The sequence below is a fragment of the Paraplanobispora siamensis genome, from assembly GCF_016863175.1.
In the GTDB taxonomy this organism is placed as follows: Bacteria; Actinomycetota; Actinomycetes; order Streptosporangiales; family Streptosporangiaceae; genus Planobispora; species Planobispora siamensis.
On sequence record NZ_BOOJ01000071.1, the window covers coordinates 28,932 to 44,049 of the forward strand.

Here is a 15,118-nt window from a genome sequence, read left to right on the forward strand (position 1 = left end):
CGAGGGCCCGGACGGCGGTTAAGACTCCAGTCATGGCGGCTATCGCTCTCGGGCTCCGGGCCGTGCCGGCCCTCCCCCGCACCCTCGTCCTGTGCCTCGCCGAGGCCCGCCCGCTCGTCCTGGCGGTCTCGCTCCTGCGCTTCCTGACCGGCGTCGCCCTGGCCCTGCCGGTGGTCGCGGTGCCCGGTCCGTCGACGGTTCTGAGAGGGGCGGCGGCCTGGGTGCTGTCCATTTTCGCCGTCTACCTGCTCAACGGCGTCACCGACGTCGCCGAGGACCGGATCAACGGTTCCGGCAGGCCGATCGCCCGAGGCGACCTGGACCGGCGGACCGCCGCCGTCGTCGCCGCCGCGGGCGCCGGCCTGGCGATGCTGGCCACCGTGGGGCTCCCCGAGCCCATGACCTGGATCGTCGCGGGGAACCTGGTGCTGGGCTATCTCTACTCGGGGCCGCCGCTGCGGCTCAAGGGCAGCGCGGGCGGCACGGTGGCCGTGCTGTGCCTGTCGGGCCTGCTTTCATACCTGGGCGGGTTCGTCGTGGCGACGGCCGGCGGCACGGACGTCTCGGTGCCGTCGGGGCTGGTGGTCTTCGCCGCGGCGGCGATCGGGTGGATGGTGTTGGTCGGAGTGCCCGCAAAGGACCTTTCGGACATCGATGGAGACGCCGCCGCCGGGCGGCGCACGTTCGGCGTACTCGTCGGGGAGCGCAGGGCGCGGCTGGCGATGGCGGTGGCCTCCCTGGCCCTGTGCGCCGCGCTCGGCGCGGCCGTCTGGTGGCTCGGGGCGCCCCTGCTGGGCGTCTTCCTGGCCATGGCCGCGGGGAGCGCCGGAGTCGTCGCCGTGACCCGCCGCCGGCGGGCGGAGAAGGGGCGCAGATCGCTCCGGCGCCCGTACGGCGTGTTTATGGGAACGCAGCATGTTGTTCACCTGACCGCTGTTGTATGCGCTATATAGATGCGACCGGAAATGTTGCATTATTGTGTGCAGCAAGGGATAGTTGGGGGGCGCTCGAACATTAGTCCCACGGTGGAGGGGGGACATTGGCGGTGCACGGGCAGTCGGGCGATCCGGCGAGATTAGTTGAAACGTGTCGTATCGAAATACTCGCCGAGTTCGAGTCGGCCTTGCAGGCCGCCGGCAGTATGGTCTTCGCGGATCCGCAAGCCCGTGAACAGGCCCTTTCGACCGCTCGTTACGTCCTGGACGACGTGGCGGCTACGCTACGCGCTGGAAAGGTACAGATAAGTGAGCTGTACAAATTCCACGCCTGGGAAGTCGGAAACGCCAGGGCGGCCGGCGGCGTTCACCCGAAGGCCTCGCTTGAGGCCAGCTCACTTTTTTTCCGCGCGGCGTTGCGTCACCTGGTCAGGGGAATTGCCGCGGAGGCGGACGGCGGCACGGCGGCCGAACTGATCGTGCTGGCGGTCGCCGGCCTGGAGGAGAGTCTGTCCCGGCGGGTGCGCGAGTCCGCCGACGGCTACCACAGCTTCCTGCTCAACCTGGTGCACGAGGCCCAGGAGGAGGAGCGCCGCCGCATCGCCCGCGAGCTGCACGACCGCATCGGCCACGGCCTCAGCGTGGCCCACCAGCAGCTGGCGCTGTCGGAGGCGTACCGCGCGTCCGACAGCGCCCGCGCCTCCGCCAAGATCGGCATGGTGCAGCAGGCCATCCAGGAGACCATGGAGAACCTGCGGCAGCTCACCTCCGAGCTGCACCCGCGGACGCCGGTCAAGAGCCTGGAGAAGTCGCTGATGGGCTTCCTGGAGGAGGTGGAGGACGACGAGGTCTCCGTCGCGCTCGACGTCAGCGGCGACGAGTCGTGGGCCGAGCCGTGGGTGCGCGAGGAGGCGTTCCTCATCGTGCGCGAGGGCGTGCGCAACGCCCTCAGCCATGGGAGCCCGCCCATGGTCCTGATACGTGTGAACATCGCCCCCCACGAGCTGTCGGCGTCGGTGCTGGACAACGGGCGCGGTTTCGACCCGGCGGCCCCGTGCGGCCACGGGGTCGGCATGACGTCCATGCGCGAGCGCGCCGAACTGCTCGGCGGCCGGGTCGTCGTCACCAGCGAGGTGGGGCAGGGCTGCCTCGTCGAGCTGTTCATCCCGTTGAAGAGGCAGCCCCGTGGTAGCAGAGACACCTAGCGACGCCATCTCCGTGGTGCTGGTCGACGATCACGCGCTGTTCCGCGAGGGACTGCGCGAGATCCTCGAGTGCGACGGCGGCATCCGCATCGTCGGCGAGGCCGGCGACTCCGAGACGGCGGTGGCCGTGGTCGCGAAGAACCGCCCCGACGTGGTGCTGCTCGACGTCGAGATCCCCGGCGACGAGGTCACCGACACCGTCGCCAACATCAGGAAGCTCTCGCCGGAGACCCGGATCATCATCCTCAGCATGTACGACGGCCCGCAGCTCCTCACCAGGCTGCTGTCCGCCGGCATCCGCGGCTACCTGCTCAAGAGCGTGCACCGGCACGAGCTGATCGCGGCGGTGCACAGCGTGCACGAGGACGCCTCCAGGGTCGTGCTGGCCGTCTCGCGTCACAGCCTGGCCAGGGTGCAGTCGCCGAGCACCGGGATGCTGTCGGAGAAGGAGCTGGAGGTGCTGCAGCTGGCGGCGCAGGCGCTGAGCAACGCGCAGATCGCGCGGCGGCTCGGGCTGGCCGAGGCCACCGTGAAGCGGCACCTGCGCAACATCTTCGTCAAGCTCAACGCGGTCTCGCGGATCGACGCGGTGAACAAGGCGCTGGCCACGTCCCTGATCTCGCCCCAGGCCAGGAGCGAGGTGGACTGACCTCGGCCGTCGGCCGCTCACAGCAGCGGTGAGGCCGACTGGGCGTGGTGGGCGGCGGGGAACAGCTCGTCCAGCCTGCCGAGGGTCTCGGCGGGCAGCTCGACCGAGGAGGCGGCCAGGTTCATCTCCAGATGCACCGGATCGCGGGTGCTCGGCACGGGGATGACGTGCTCGCCCTGCGACAGCAGCCAGCTCAGTGCGAGCCGCCCGGCTCCCAGGTCGAGCTGCGCCGCCGCCGCCTCGAGCTCCTGGAGCCGGGAGGCGCCGCTGCGCCGGTGGTCGGGGTGGAAGCGGGGGTCGGCGAGCCGCCAGTCGCCCGGCTCGAACCTGGCCTGCGGCCTGACCCGGCCGGTGAGGAAGCCGCGGCCGAGCGGGCGGGCTGCGATCACGGCGATGCCCAGCTCGCGGGCGGCGGCCAGCAGCTCGGGGGAGGGGAGCGGCCCCCACAGGGAGTACTCGACGCCGACCGCGCTGACCGCATGGACGGCGTGCGCGCGGCGAACCTGCTCGGTCATGCCGCCGGACAGCCCCAGGCGGCGGATCTTGCCCGCGCGCACCAGCTCGGCCAGCCCCGCGACGCTCTCCTCCAGGGGCACCCGGGTGTCCTGGCAGTGGAGGTAGAACAGGTCGACGCAGTCGGCGCGCAGGCGCCTGAGCGAGGCGTGCAGGGCCCGCTCCAGCTCGTGCGGGCGGCCGTCGAACACGACCGGGTCGCCGGGCCCGCCCACGCGCACCCCGCCGCGGGTGCACACCACCACCTCCTCGGCCCGTCCGGCGAGCACCCGCCCGATCAGGCTCTCCACCTGCCCGTCCGCGTAGAAGTCCGCCGTGTCGAGCAGCGTCACCCCGGCATCGAGCGCCCTGCGCACCAGCCGGTCGGCCTCGCGGGGCCCGACCGGCCCGTACGCACCGCTCAGAGCGAGCGTGCCGAGCCCGACGACGGAGACGACCGGGCCCCCCGGACCCAACCTGGTGTAACGCACGAAATCCCCTTCGCGCATCGGTCATTATTTTCGACATGGTAAGTCAAGGGGTGGAGATTTTTTCTGTCAACCAACGCGCCCCATAAATCGGTGTACAGATATCGCCGCGCCCCCCAGGCGATGGTAGGCATATGAAGGGACAAGCGGAGAGGGCGGCGGGCGCATTGGCCCCCTAGCCGCACCCCTATTTTCCGGACCACCGCCCACTGATACTCCGCGCAGCCCTTTTCGGGAAATGCCGCGCCTGGCTACTGTGCGATGGAGGACGGATGTGAGGAGGGACGGGGTGATCGAGGAGATCCTTCCTGACGCTGTCGTGGCCTTCCACACCTTCACCGACCCGCCCGGCGTCGTGCTCTTCCCCGAAGAGGCCGCCCTGGTCCGGAACGCCGTGGAGAAAAGGCGCAGAGAGTTCACCACCGCCCGCCACTGCGTGCACCGCGCCATGGAACTCCTGGGCGTGCCCGCCGCCCCCGTGCTGTCCGGTGTCTACGGCGAGCCCGTCTGGCCGCCCGGCGTGGCCGGCAGCATCACCCACTGCGCCGGCTACCGCGCCGCCGCGGTCGGCGCGGCGCCCGCCGCCATCGGCATCGACGCCGAGCCCGACGAGCCGCTGCCGCCCGGGGTGCTGGAGGCCGTCTCGCTCCCCCAGGAGCGCCAGATGCTGAGCCGGCTGGCCGCCGACCACCCGGGCACGAGCTGGGACCGCATCCTGTTCAGCGCCAAGGAGTCGGTCTACAAGGCGTGGTATCCGCTGGTCTGGCGCTGGCTGGACTTCCAGGACGCGGTGATCGTCCTGGACCCGCTGCGGGGCACGTTCGAGGCCCGGCTGCTGGTGGCCGGGCTGCGCTGGCAGGGCAGGCCGCTGAGCGGGTTCGCGGGGCGCTGGACGTCCGGCAACGGCCTGGTGCTGACCGCGATCGCCGTGACCACCGCCCGGGCCGGGGGACCCGCGGAGGGAGCGGCGGCATGACCAGGTTCGGGGTGGTCCTCATCGCCGAGGGGGCCTCCAGGGACGCGTGGGCGGCCCGCTGCCGCCGCGCCGAGGCGCTCGGCTACGACGTGATCTCGGTGCCCGACCACCTCAACCTGCTCGCGCCCTTCCCGACGGCGCTGCTGGCGGCCGAGGCCACCGAGCGCGTCACGATCGGCACGTACGTGCTGAACGCCAGCTTCCACCGCCACGCCCTGCTGGCCAGGGAGGTCACGACCGCCGCCGCCCTCATCGGCGACCGCCTGGAGCTGGGGCTCGGCGCCGGCTACGTGGCGGCCGAGTTCGCCGCGGCCGGGCTGCCCTTCGACCCGGCCGCCCGCACCGCGCGGCTGGAGGAGCTGGTCGACGGGCTGGAGGCGAGCCTGGGCGGCGAGGGCCCGCCCATCATGATCGGCGGTCACGGGGACCGGGTGCTGCGGCTGGCCGCCCACCGCGCCGACATCGTCAGCTTCACCGGGGCCCCGTACCGGCCCGAGTACGGCAGGACCGCGCTGGTCACCGCGGAGGAGCTGCTGCGCCGCGTGGAGTACGTCAGGACCGCGGCGGGAGATCGCAGGCCGGAGCTGAACGTGCTCTCCAAGGCCACGGTGCTGACCCGGGACCGGCGCGCGGGCGTGGAGAGCCTGCGGCGTTACGCCCCCGACCTGACCACCGAGGAGCTGCTGGAGGTGCCGACCCTCTTCGCCGGCGCGCCCGCGCAGATCGCCGAGCAGGTGCGCCGCAACGAGGAGCGCTTCGGGTTCTCGTACGTCACGGTGATGGACTCGGCGATGGAGGACTTCGGGAAGGTCATCGAGCACCTCCGGTGACCGGCCGCAGCGGAGCGGTGCGGGCGAGCCCGTGCAGGCAGGCGTTCAGCGTGCGGGCCTGCACGTTCAGGTAGTAGCTGTGCCGCAGCAGCTCGTCGAGCTGGTGCAGGGCGAGCCAGCGGAAGGCCGGGTGGCCGGGCAGGGGGTCCTCCTCCACCTCGATCAGCAGATAGCGGTTGCGGGCGTGGTAGAAACGGCCGCCCTCCTCCGACAGCACGGTGTCGAACAGCACCCGCTCCGGCGGCGCGTCCAGCACTTCGGCCAGCAGCGGCGGCCGGGCCCCCGGCGGCAGGTGGTCGTAGTTGCCCGGCGTGCACTGCACGGTCGGGGCCAGCTCCACCACGTCGGTGTAGCCGGGCTCGACACGGGCGTGGACCAGCGCGTGCACCACGCCCTCGACGCGGCGCACCAGGAAGGCCACCACGCCCGTCCCGACGGGCGCGATCATCGGCTGGCTCCAGGCGTTCACCTCGCGGCCGCCGGCCTCCACCCGTACGCCGATCACGTCGAAGAAGCGGCCCGTCTCGTGCGAGATGCGGCCCTCGGCCCGCCGCCACCGGCCCACCCGGTTCAGCGGCACCGGCCGGGCGTGCACGTCGGTGGTGGACCGGATGCCGCTGAGCCAGCTCAGGATCTCCGGAGTGCCGTGCAACGCACCCCGGCGCCGGTCGCGCGAGCGCGCCACCGCCGCCCCGAACTCGCCCTCGCCCTCGTCGGCGCCCTCCTGGACGGGCAGGCAGGCCAGCACCGTGCGGGCGTCCATGTTGACCAGATCGGGCACGGACAGCAGCTCGCGCACGCGGCGCAGCGGCAGCCACCGGAACCCCGTCGCCGCCTCGACCCCGCCGTCCACCTCCACGACCATGTTCCTGTTGCGCTTGCGGTAGAACCAGGCGCCCTGCTCCGACTGCCGCACGTCGGCCAGCACCCTTCCCTGCGGCCCGCGGAAGTGCTCCAGGTACGGCACCGCCCGCCCGTTGTGCACCCGCAGGTAGTTGCTCCTGGTGGCCTGCACGGTCGGGGAGAGCTGCGGCCCCCCGGGGTTGCCCGGCTCGTTCTTGGCCTGCATGAGCACGTACGGGACGCCGCCCACGCGGCGCAGCAGGATGCCGAGGATGCCCGCCTCCGGCTGGTTGATGATCGGCTGGCTCCAGTCCGGCACCGCCCAGCCCGGGCGGCTCACCTCCAGCCCCTCGACCGTGAAGAACCCGCCGCGGGCGTGGTGCAGGTTGCCCGTGGCCGGGTCCTCGCGCCAGCCGGACAGCTCCTCCAGCGGCAGCCGGGTCGTCCGCATGAACGTGTGCCCGGCGATCTCCTCCAGCCAGTCGTGGACGTCGATGACGGAATCCATGCGGCGCTCCGATCCGTCGATCAAGTGCGGCGGTCCGATGCCGCCGAACCTGTCATCGTCCGGACGCGCGCTCAACCCCTAGTCGGAACGGCTTCTTCCCCTGTCACCTGCTTAGGGGTTCTGCGGCCCGGGGGGCCGTTCATAGCCTTTTACTGTGGACGCCATGACCGATCATCGGGAAGTGCGGGCGAGTGACCACGACCGCGAGCGGGTGGCCGAGATGCTCCGCGTCGCGGTCGCCGAGGGGCGCATCACTCTGGAGGAGCTGGAGGAGCGGGTCGACCGCGCCTACACCGCCAGGACGCTGGGCGAGCTGGACGATGTGATCGTCGACCTGCCGCGTTCCGGCGAGCCGATCACGTCCGTGCCGACGGCGCGGCCGCCCGTGCTGTCGCCCGGCGCGGCCGAGCTCCAGCTCCACACCGGCAGCGGCCGGATCGAGCAGACGGGGCGGTGGTCCGTGCCGCGGGTCATGAGCGCCAAGGCGGGCCGGTGGGGCAAGGTGCGGGTCGACTTCACCCGCGCGCACTGCCCGCACCCCGAGGTCGTGCTCGACGTCGAGATCACCTCGTGGTTCGGCGACATCACCGTGCTGGTCCCCCGGGGGTGGCGGGTCCGCGACGACGAGGTCGTACGCCGCTGGCTGGGCGCCGTCCACAACCGCCCGCCCGGGCCGCTCGCGACCGACGGCGTCACCGTGCGCCTGACCGGCTACGTGCAGACGGGCGACGTGTGGGTGAGGTACCACCGGGCCGCAACCTGAGGAGGATCGCAATGGCGTGCCGGATCTGTTCGGGTCGTCTCCATCCCTTCGCCGACTTCGGCAGGCAGCCGCTCTCCGACGCCTTCGTCGTCCCGGGCGACCCGGGCGAGGAGTTCTTCTTCCACCTGGCCGTCGGCGTCTGCGAGAGCTGCTCGATGGCGCAGCTGCTGCACGAGGTGCCGCGTGAGCGCATGTTCCACGCGGGCTACCCGTACCTGTCGTCCGGGTCGTCGGTGATGCGCGAGCACTTCGGGAGCCTGGCCAAGCGGCTGCTGGCCACCGAGCTGGCCGGCCCCGACCCGTTCGTGGTGGAGCTGGGGTGCAACGACGGCGCCATGCTGTCGGTCGTCGCCGACGCGGGCGTGCGGCACCTGGGCGTGGAGCCGTCCGGCGGGGTCGCCGACCTGGCCGCGGCCAAGGGCGTGCGCGTGCGCAAGGACTTCTTCGAGGCCGCCACGGCCGCCGCCGTACTGGCCGAGGACGGGCCCGCAGACGTGATCTACGCGGCCAACACGCTGTGCCACATCCCCTACCTGGACTCGATCATGGCGGGCGTGGACACGCTGCTGCGGCCCGGCGGCGTGTTCGTCTTCGAGGACCCGTACCTCGGCGACATCGTCGAGCGCGCCTCCTTCGACCAGATCTACGACGAGCACTTCTACTTCTTCACCGCCGCCTCCGTCCGCGCCATGGCGTCGCGGCACGGCTTCGAGCTCGTGGACGTGGAGCGGCTGCCCGTGCACGGCGGCGAGGTCCGCTACACGCTGGCGCGGCGCGGCGCCCGCACGCCGACCCCCGCCGTGGCCGGACTGCTGGCCGCCGAGGAGGCCGCGGCGCTCTCCGAGCCGGCGACGCTGCGCGGCTTCGCGGCCCGCGTGGCGCGCAACCGCGACCGCCTGGTGGGGCTGCTCACCTCGCTGCGCGAGCAGGGCGCCCGCGTGTACGGCTACGGCGCCACCGCCAAGAGCGCCACCGTGCTCAACTACTGCGGCATCGGCCCCGAGCTGGTGTCCCTCGTCGTCGACACCACCCCCGCCAAGCAGGGCAGGCTCACGCCCGGCTCGCACATCCCCGTACGCGGCCCCGAGGCGTTCGCCGACCCGTACCCCGACTACGCCCTGCTGCTCGCGTGGAACCACGCCGAGGAGATCATGGCCAAGGAGACCGGCTTCGGCCGGGCGGGGGGCGCGTGGATCCTGTACGTGCCCGAGGTCCACTCGGTGCGGGCCTGACATGGAGTACCGCGAGCTGGCCGTGACGGGCGCGTACGCGTTCGTCCCCGAGGTCTTCCCCGACGCCCGCGGCGACTTCGCCTCCCCGTACCAGGAGAGCGTGTTCGCCGCGGCGGTGGGGCGGCCGCTGTTCCCCGTGGCGCAGGCCAGCAGGAGCGTGTCCCGGCGCGGCGTGGTGCGCGGCGTCCACTACACGCTGACGCCGCCCGGCACCGCCAAGTACGTCTACTGCGCGGCGGGGCGGGCCGTGGACGTCGCCGTGGACCTGCGGGCGGGCTCGCCCACGTTCGGGCGGTGGGAGACGGTGGAGCTGAGCGGCGGCGGCGGGGAGGCGGTCTATCTGCCGCCCGGGGTCGGGCACGCGTTCGCCGCGCTGGAGGACGGCACGGTGATGTGCTATCTGCTGTCGGAGGAGTACCGCAGGGAGCACGAGCTCGCGCTGTCGTACTTCGACCGCGAGCTGGGGCTGCCCCTGCCGGTCGAGTCCCCGCTGCTGTCGGAACGCGACCGGCGGGCGCCCACGCTGGCCGAGGCGGCGGCCCGCGACCTGCTGCCCCGCTACTGACTCACAGGAGGTCGCGCAGAGCGACGATGATCTTCTCCTGGAGCCCGGCGGGGAGCGAGGGGTACATCGGCAGCGAGAAGATCTCCCTGGCCGCGGCCTCGGTCACCGGCAGGCTGCCCGGGCCCAGGCCCAGGTGGGCGAAACCGGACATGGTGTGCACCGGCCACGGATAACTGATGTTGAGATGGATGTCGTGGGCGCGCAGCGCCTCGATGATCGCGTCCCTGCGGGGGTGGCGGACCACGTACAGGTAGTAGACGTGCTCGTTGCCGTCCCCGGTCGCGGGGAGCACGAGGTCGGTGCCGGCCAGGGCCTCGGCGTAGCGGGCGGCCACGGCGCGGCGGCCGGCGACGTACCGGTCGAGGCGGGTGAGCTTGCGGCGCAGGATCTCCGCCTGCACCTCGTCCAGGCGCGCGTTGTGCCCGGGCGTGCGCACGACGTAGTACGTCTCCTCCATGCCGTAGTAGCGCAGCCGCCGCAGCGCCCGGTCCACCTCGTCGTCGGAGGTGAGGACCGCGCCGCCGTCGCCGTACGCGCCCAGCACCTTGGTCGGGTAGAACGAGAAGGCCGCCGCCCGGCCCATCGACCCGGCGACCCGGCCGCGGTGGCGGGCGCCGTGGGCCTGCGCGCAGTCCTCCAGGATCACCAGGTCGTGTGCCTGGGCCAGCCGCTCCAGCGGGGCCATGTCCACGCACTGGCCGTACAGGTGGACCGGCAGCAGGCAGCGGGTGCGCGGCGTGATCGCGGCCTCGGCCTGCGAGACGTCCATCAGGTAGGTGTCGGGGCGCACGTCGGTGAAGACCGGTGTGGCGCCCACGGCGTCGATGGCCACCACCGTCGGCGCGGCCGTGTTCGACACGGTGATCACCTCGTCGCCCGGCCCGACGCCCAGGGCCTGCAGGGCGAGCTTGATGGCGTTGGTGCCGTTGTCCACGCCCGCGCAGTGGCGCACGCCGTGGTAGGCGGCGAACTCCTCCTCGAAGGAGCGCACGCTCTCACCGAGGACGAGCCGGCCGGAGCGGAACACGGTCTCCACGGCGTCCATGATGTCGGCGCGTTCGGTCGCGTATTCGGGAAGATAGTCCCAGACATGGGTGGGCATGGCCCCGAGTAAAACGTGGCCTCCCGCGGCGGCGAAACCCCTAGAAAAGGGCGGCGCGGTTGAGGGGACGGATAGGGGATGACGTTCGATACCCGCGCTCCCTACCGTGGGCGGTGAGTGACAGTGCTAATGAACCGGCAGTGCTAATGAACCGAAAGACTTTCACATGACGGGGCATTGTCTTTTTATGTGTCATCCCGACCACGGTCACGTCATTCCCACGCTGGCCGTGGTCGCCGAATTGACGCGACGGGGTAATCGCGTCACCTATCTCACGGCGGAGAGCACCGCCGCCCTCGTGCGCGAGGCGGGGGCGGCGGCCGTCACCTACGACTCGCCGTACGCGCGGATCGGCTCGCGCGAACGGGAGGACGACCCCCTGCGCCTGCTCTCGCTCCTGCTGGAGGAGAGCGAGGCCATGCTCGGCGCGCTCGAGCGCCTGCCGGAACGGCCCGGCGCGATCGCGTACGACATCTCCGTCCTGCACGCCGGCCGCATCCTGGCCAGGCGCGAGAAGATCCCCGCCGCCCAGCTCGTCCCGATCTTCGCCTCCAACGCCCACTACTCCGTCCTGGCCTCCACCTACGAGGGCGAGGACGGCGGCCGGCTCGACCGCGAGCTGCCCGGCTGGATCGACGGCATGCTCGGCCGCATCGGCGCCCTGGCCCGCCGGCACGGCGTTCACGACGACCCCGCCGAGCTGTGGTGGGAGGTCCAGGACTGCAACGTCGTGACGCTGCCGCGATCGTTCCAGTTCGCGGGGGAGACCTTCGACGACCGGTTCGCCTTCGTCGGCCCCTGCCTGGGGGAGCGGCGGTTCCTGGCCGAATGGGAACCGCCGGGCGACGGGCTGCCGGTGGCGCTGCTGTCGTTCGGGAGCGTGGCCACCACCCGCCCCGAGCTGCTGCGCACCTGCGCCCAGGGGCTCGCCGAGCTGCCCTGGCGCACCGTGGTCACGCTGGCGGACGGCCTCGACCCGGCCGACCTCGGGCCGCTGCCGCCCACCGTCGAGCCGCGCCGCCGGGTGTCGCACCTGAGCGTGCTGCGGCACGCGTCCGCGGCGGTCACCCACGGCGGCATGGGCACCTCCATGGAGGCGCTGTCCCAGGGCTGCCCGCTGGTCGTGGTGCCGACCACCGCCATGGACGGGCCGCCCGCCCGGCGGATCGGGGAACTGGGCCTGGGCGTCGCCCTGGACCCCGCGCGGCTGACCCCCGCGCTGGTGGCCGAGCAGGTGCTCGCCGTCGCGGGCGACCCCGGCGTACGCCGGGCCGCCGAGGCCGTGCGAGCCGAGATCAACGACTCGGGCGGCACGTCGCGGGCCGCCGACGTGCTCGAACGCCTCCTGGCGAGAGAGACGGTGTGATGGAGACCTCCGCTTTGCAGTTCCGCGTGCTCGGCCCGGTCAAGGTGATCAGGGGCGGCGACGAGCTGTTCATGAGCGCCAACCGGGAGCTGGTCATCCTGGCCGGTCTGCTGCTCAACGCCAACCGGGTGATGAGCGTGGAACGGCTGATCGAGGCCGTGTGGGCCGGGTCCGCGCCGTCGAGCGCGTGGCGGCAGGTGGCCATCTGCGTGTCGCGGCTGCGCCGTACGCTGGGGGCCGGGGTCATCGAGACCTCCAGCCCCGGTTACCTGCTGCGGGCAGCGCCCGGCAGCATCGACTGGCTCAGGTTCACCTCCATGGTCGACAGGTCGCGCACGCTGGTCGAGCTGGGCTCGGCCGAGGCGGCCGTCCTGCTGCTGCGGGAGGCGCTGGCACTGTGGCGGGGCAGGCCGTTCGAGGACATCCGGGGGCTGCAGTACGACGTGGCGCGGATGGAGGAGTCGCGGCTGGAGGCGCTGGAGACCTGCCTGGAGCTGGAGATCGAGCTGGGACGTCACCACCAGGTGATCCCCGAGCTCGTGGCGCTGGTGGCCGAGTCACCGCTCCGCGAGCGGGTGCGGGCCCAGCTCATGCTGGCCCAGTACCGCGCGGGGCAGCGGGCCGAGGCGCTGCGCACCTACCAGAGGACGCGCCGCCACCTGCTGGAACAGATCGGCCTCGAACCGGGCCCGACGCTGCGGCGGCTGCACGAGCAGATCCTCAGGGACGAGTCCGCGCTGATGCGGCCCGGCGTCTCCGCCCCCCGGCCCGTCACGGTGATGCCGCCCTGTCAGCTGCCGCCGCAGGTGCTGCCGTTCGTGGGACGGCAGGAGGAACTGGCCGCGCTGGACGCCGCCCTGCTCAGGGACGCCGCGCCGGCCACCGTGGTCATCAGCGGCCGCGGCGGGGTGGGGAAGACCACGCTGGCGGTGCGCTGGGCCCACGCCCGGCTGGACGGCTTCCCCGACGGGCAGCTCTACGCCGACCTGACCGGCGCCGACCCGGACGCCGTGCTCGACCGGTTCCTGCGCGCGCTGGGCGTGCCCGCCCAGGACCTCCCCGGCGGTTCCGAGGAGAAGCTCGCGCTCTACCGGAGCTGCACCGCCCGGCGCAGGGTGCTGGTGGTGCTGGACAACGCCCGTGACAGCGACCAGGTGCTGGCCCTGCTGCCGGGCGGCGCGCACTGCCGCGTGCTCGTCACCGCCGAGGACCCCCTGGACGACCTGGTGGCCCGGCAGGGCGCGCACCGCCTGTTCCTGCGGCCGCTGCCCGAGGACGCGGCGCGGGAGCTCGTCGGCCTGCTGGCCGGGGCCGCCTCCGCGCAGGAGGTGCGCGAGCTCGTGGCCACCTCCTGCGGAGACCCCCTCTCGCTGCGGTTGGCGGCCGCCCGCCTCCGCCACGACGTGATCCACGACGTGATCCCGGCCTAGAGAGCCGGTGAGAGCCGGTGAGAGCCGGTGAGGGCCGGTGAGGGCCGGGGTTCAGCGGTGCCTTGCGAGGACGGTGGCCAGGACCGTCTCCAGAGCGCCGGGGGAGGGGGTGTCCTCGCGGACTCGCCAGGCCACGTGGCCGTCGGGGCGGACGAGGACCGCGCCGCGCGGACCGAGCCCGTACTCCTTGGCCCAGGTGGGGGAGACCCAGCTGGGGGCGGCGGCCCCGTCCGTCTCGGCCTCGGCGATCTCCGCCGCGCGCACCGGGAGGCCGGCCGCCGCCTGGAGCCAGCCGCTGCCCGCCGGCGTCAGCAGCGTGAAGTGCGGGCCGAGGAGGTCGAGGGTGGAGACCCGGCCGTCCCCGCAGGTCAGCCACACGTGAGGGGCGCGGTGGCCGGGGCGGGCCGTGGGGACGTAGTCGCGGTAGGGATCCTGCGCCGCCGGGGGCGCCGTGCCGTCGGGGACGACGCCGTCCGAGTCGTAGTGATGGCCCAGGACCAGGCCCTCCGAGCTGCGCCGGTCCGCCTGCCGCCGGATGGCCTCGGCCATGGACAGCCGGCCCTCCATCATCTCCCAGGTGATCCGGGCGTTGGTCAGGCTCTCCTGCACCGTGCGGGCGGCGATCGGGCGGCGTTCGGTCTCGTAGGTGTCCAGCAACCTCTCGCCCGCCTGCCCGCGCAGGACGGCGGCCAGCTTCCAGGCCAGGTTGTGGGCGTCCTGGATGCCGCAGTTCATGCCGAAACCGCCCTGCGGGGTCGCGACGTGGGCGGCGTCGCCGGCCAGGAAGACCGGGCCCGCGCGGAAGGCGGTGGCGAGGTTCGCCTGCTGCAGCCACGGCATGACGCCCAGGAGCGTGACCGGCAGGTCGGGCACCCCCACGGCGGCCCGCACGGCGCGCAGGCACACCTCCTCGGTGAAGTCCTCGGGGCCGCCGCCCCGCGCGGGGTCGTAACCGGTCTGCACCATCCAGCGCAACCGGTGGTCCACGGCCTCCACGGCGCACGGCGGGTCGGTCAGGAACGACAGGGCGGCCCGGCGCTCGGCGGGCAGGAAGCCCAGGTCGGCCTCGAACATGATGCTGATCATGTGACCGAGCGGCGGCGGGCCCTCGGCGGCGATGCCCAGCGACTCGCGGATCCCGCTGCGGCTGCCGTCGGCGGCCACCAGGTAGCGGCAGCGCACCAGCACCGGCTCCACGCCCTCGACCAGCGCCTCGACGCCGGAGCCGGTCACCGTCATGCGGGTCATGGCGGTGCCGAAGCGCACGTCGGCCAGTGACCCGGCGAGCCGGCGCAGGATCACCTCCAGCACGTCCTGCGCGCACAGGTGCGTGTACGTCGGGCTCTGCGGGGCGTCGCGCTCCAGCTCGGCCGAGGCGCGGACGAAGTCGCCGGCCGTGAGCGAGCTGCCCACGCCCACCGCGAGGTACTGCTCGCGCGGCATCCCCGCGCTCTCCACCTCCTCCTGGAGGCCCCACGCGCGCAAGAGCTCCATGGTCCTGGTGGTGACGAGCCGCGCCTTGGGGAAAATCGACGTGCCGGAGCGGCGCTCCACGAGCAGGGTCGATATTCCGTGCCGGGAGAGCTCAATGGCGGCGCAGAGTCCCACCGGGCCGCCGCCTACCACTAAAACTTCGACATCGAGCTCTTTCATGAGAATCAGCGTTACGCAGCTCCATTGTTCGGTCAATGCGGAGATAACCGCGTGATACAGGCGTGATACACCGCCTCGGTA

At 72.6% G+C, this 15,118-nt stretch carries 14 protein-coding genes; 10 read left to right on the forward strand and 4 right to left on the reverse strand.

Annotated features, from left to right (window positions below):
* The first annotated feature begins 32 nt into the window (after window positions 1-32).
* The 3 genes from Psi01_RS36980 to Psi01_RS36990 all read left to right on the forward strand — a co-directional run bounded on the left by Psi01_RS36980 (window position 33) and on the right by Psi01_RS36990 (window position 2,789).
* Window positions 33-953 (forward strand): UbiA family prenyltransferase, encoded by a 921-nt coding sequence (locus Psi01_RS36980; RefSeq protein WP_204068824.1) that lies wholly within the window; start codon window positions 33-35, stop codon window positions 951-953.
* Window positions 954-1,351: 398 nt separating this feature from the next.
* Window positions 1,352-2,140 carry a sensor histidine kinase gene (locus Psi01_RS36985; RefSeq protein WP_204068825.1) on the forward strand — a complete coding sequence of 263 codons (789 nt, stop codon included), beginning with the start codon at window positions 1,352-1,354 and terminating at the stop codon, window positions 2,138-2,140.
* Window positions 2,121-2,789, forward strand: coding sequence for a response regulator (locus Psi01_RS36990; protein WP_204068826.1), 669 nt, complete (start codon window positions 2,121-2,123; stop codon window positions 2,787-2,789). Before Psi01_RS36985 ends, Psi01_RS36990 begins: the two co-directional genes overlap by 20 nt.
* Before the next feature lie 17 nt (window positions 2,790-2,806).
* On the opposite strand, the gene Psi01_RS36995 is transcribed toward Psi01_RS36990, so the two are convergent.
* Window positions 2,807-3,790 (reverse strand): aldo/keto reductase, encoded by a 984-nt coding sequence (locus Psi01_RS36995; RefSeq protein WP_204068827.1) that lies wholly within the window; start codon window positions 3,788-3,790, stop codon window positions 2,807-2,809.
* A 268-nt stretch (window positions 3,791-4,058) separates the two neighbouring features.
* On the opposite strand from Psi01_RS36995, the gene Psi01_RS37000 reads away from it, so the two are divergent.
* Window positions 4,059-4,745, forward strand: coding sequence for a 4'-phosphopantetheinyl transferase family protein (locus tag Psi01_RS37000; protein ID WP_239128304.1), 687 nt, complete (start codon window positions 4,059-4,061; stop codon window positions 4,743-4,745).
* The gene (locus Psi01_RS37005) at window positions 4,742-5,575 is read left to right on the forward strand and encodes a TIGR03621 family F420-dependent LLM class oxidoreductase (protein WP_204068829.1); all 834 of its coding nucleotides are present in this window, start codon (window positions 4,742-4,744) and stop codon (window positions 5,573-5,575) included. Before Psi01_RS37000 ends, Psi01_RS37005 begins: the two co-directional genes overlap by 4 nt.
* On the opposite strand, the gene Psi01_RS37010 is transcribed toward Psi01_RS37005, so the two are convergent.
* A complete protein-coding gene (locus tag Psi01_RS37010; protein WP_204068830.1) occupies window positions 5,556-6,926 on the reverse strand; it encodes an NDP-hexose 2,3-dehydratase family protein in 1,371 nt (456 codons plus the stop codon). The genes Psi01_RS37005 and Psi01_RS37010 overlap by 20 nt on opposite strands.
* Window positions 6,927-7,089: 163 nt before the next feature.
* Between Psi01_RS37010 and Psi01_RS37015 the strand changes: the two genes are divergently transcribed.
* The 3 genes from Psi01_RS37015 to Psi01_RS37025 are packed head-to-tail and all read left to right on the forward strand — an operon-like array spanning window position 7,090 to window position 9,486.
* The gene (locus Psi01_RS37015; protein ID WP_204068831.1) at window positions 7,090-7,689 is read left to right on the forward strand and encodes a DUF1707 SHOCT-like domain-containing protein; all 600 of its coding nucleotides are present in this window, start codon (window positions 7,090-7,092) and stop codon (window positions 7,687-7,689) included.
* Between the two features lie 11 nt (window positions 7,690-7,700).
* Window positions 7,701-8,921, forward strand: a complete 1,221-nt coding sequence (locus tag Psi01_RS37020; RefSeq protein WP_204068832.1) for a class I SAM-dependent methyltransferase — start codon at window positions 7,701-7,703, stop codon at window positions 8,919-8,921.
* 1 nt (window position 8,922) lies between these two features.
* Complete coding sequence (locus tag Psi01_RS37025) at window positions 8,923-9,486, forward strand: dTDP-4-dehydrorhamnose 3,5-epimerase family protein (RefSeq protein ID WP_204068833.1); 564 nt, start codon at window positions 8,923-8,925, stop codon at window positions 9,484-9,486.
* 1 nt (window position 9,487) lies between these two features.
* On the opposite strand, the gene Psi01_RS37030 is transcribed toward Psi01_RS37025, so the two are convergent.
* Window positions 9,488-10,588, reverse strand: coding sequence for a DegT/DnrJ/EryC1/StrS family aminotransferase (locus Psi01_RS37030; RefSeq protein WP_204068834.1), 1,101 nt, complete (start codon window positions 10,586-10,588; stop codon window positions 9,488-9,490).
* 187 nt (window positions 10,589-10,775) lie between these two features.
* Here Psi01_RS37030 and Psi01_RS37035 point away from each other — a divergent pair, with 187 nt between their 5' ends.
* Entirely contained in the window at window positions 10,776-11,954 is a 1,179-nt protein-coding gene (locus Psi01_RS37035; protein WP_204068835.1) for a macrolide family glycosyltransferase, read from the forward strand.
* Window positions 11,954-13,384, forward strand: coding sequence for an AfsR/SARP family transcriptional regulator (locus Psi01_RS37040; RefSeq protein WP_204068836.1), 1,431 nt, complete (start codon window positions 11,954-11,956; stop codon window positions 13,382-13,384). Before Psi01_RS37035 ends, Psi01_RS37040 begins: the two co-directional genes overlap by 1 nt.
* Before the next feature lie 51 nt (window positions 13,385-13,435).
* Here the strand turns inward: Psi01_RS37040 and Psi01_RS37045 are convergent, their stop codons facing one another.
* Window positions 13,436-15,037 carry an FAD-dependent monooxygenase gene (locus Psi01_RS37045; protein ID WP_204068837.1) on the reverse strand — a complete coding sequence of 534 codons (1,602 nt, stop codon included), beginning with the start codon at window positions 15,035-15,037 and terminating at the stop codon, window positions 13,436-13,438.
* Window positions 15,038-15,118: the final 81 nt, after the last annotated feature.

Excerpts from the sequence above, each read along its gene's own strand:
- Psi01_RS36995 (WP_204068827.1), bottom strand. The coding sequence starts at position 3,790 with ATGCGCGAAGGGGATTTCGTGCGTTACACCAGGTTGGGTCCGGGGGGC.
- Psi01_RS37005 (WP_204068829.1), top strand. The coding sequence starts at position 4,742 with ATGACCAGGTTCGGGGTGGTCCTCATCGCCGAGGGGGCCTCCAGGGAC.
- Psi01_RS37035 (WP_204068835.1), top strand. The coding sequence starts at position 10,776 with ATGTGTCATCCCGACCACGGTCACGTCATTCCCACGCTGGCCGTGGTC.
- Psi01_RS37040 (WP_204068836.1), top strand. The coding sequence starts at position 11,954 with ATGGAGACCTCCGCTTTGCAGTTCCGCGTGCTCGGCCCGGTCAAGGTG.
- Psi01_RS37015 (WP_204068831.1), top strand. The coding sequence starts at position 7,090 with ATGACCGATCATCGGGAAGTGCGGGCGAGTGACCACGACCGCGAGCGG.
- Psi01_RS37030 (WP_204068834.1), bottom strand. The coding sequence starts at position 10,588 with ATGCCCACCCATGTCTGGGACTATCTTCCCGAATACGCGACCGAACGC.
- Psi01_RS37045 (WP_204068837.1), bottom strand. The coding sequence starts at position 15,037 with ATGAAAGAGCTCGATGTCGAAGTTTTAGTGGTAGGCGGCGGCCCGGTG.
- Psi01_RS36980 (WP_204068824.1), top strand. The coding sequence starts at position 33 with ATGGCGGCTATCGCTCTCGGGCTCCGGGCCGTGCCGGCCCTCCCCCGC.
- Psi01_RS37010 (WP_204068830.1), bottom strand. The coding sequence starts at position 6,926 with ATGGATTCCGTCATCGACGTCCACGACTGGCTGGAGGAGATCGCCGGG.
- Psi01_RS37020 (WP_204068832.1), top strand. The coding sequence starts at position 7,701 with ATGGCGTGCCGGATCTGTTCGGGTCGTCTCCATCCCTTCGCCGACTTC.
- Psi01_RS37025 (WP_204068833.1), top strand. The coding sequence starts at position 8,923 with ATGGAGTACCGCGAGCTGGCCGTGACGGGCGCGTACGCGTTCGTCCCC.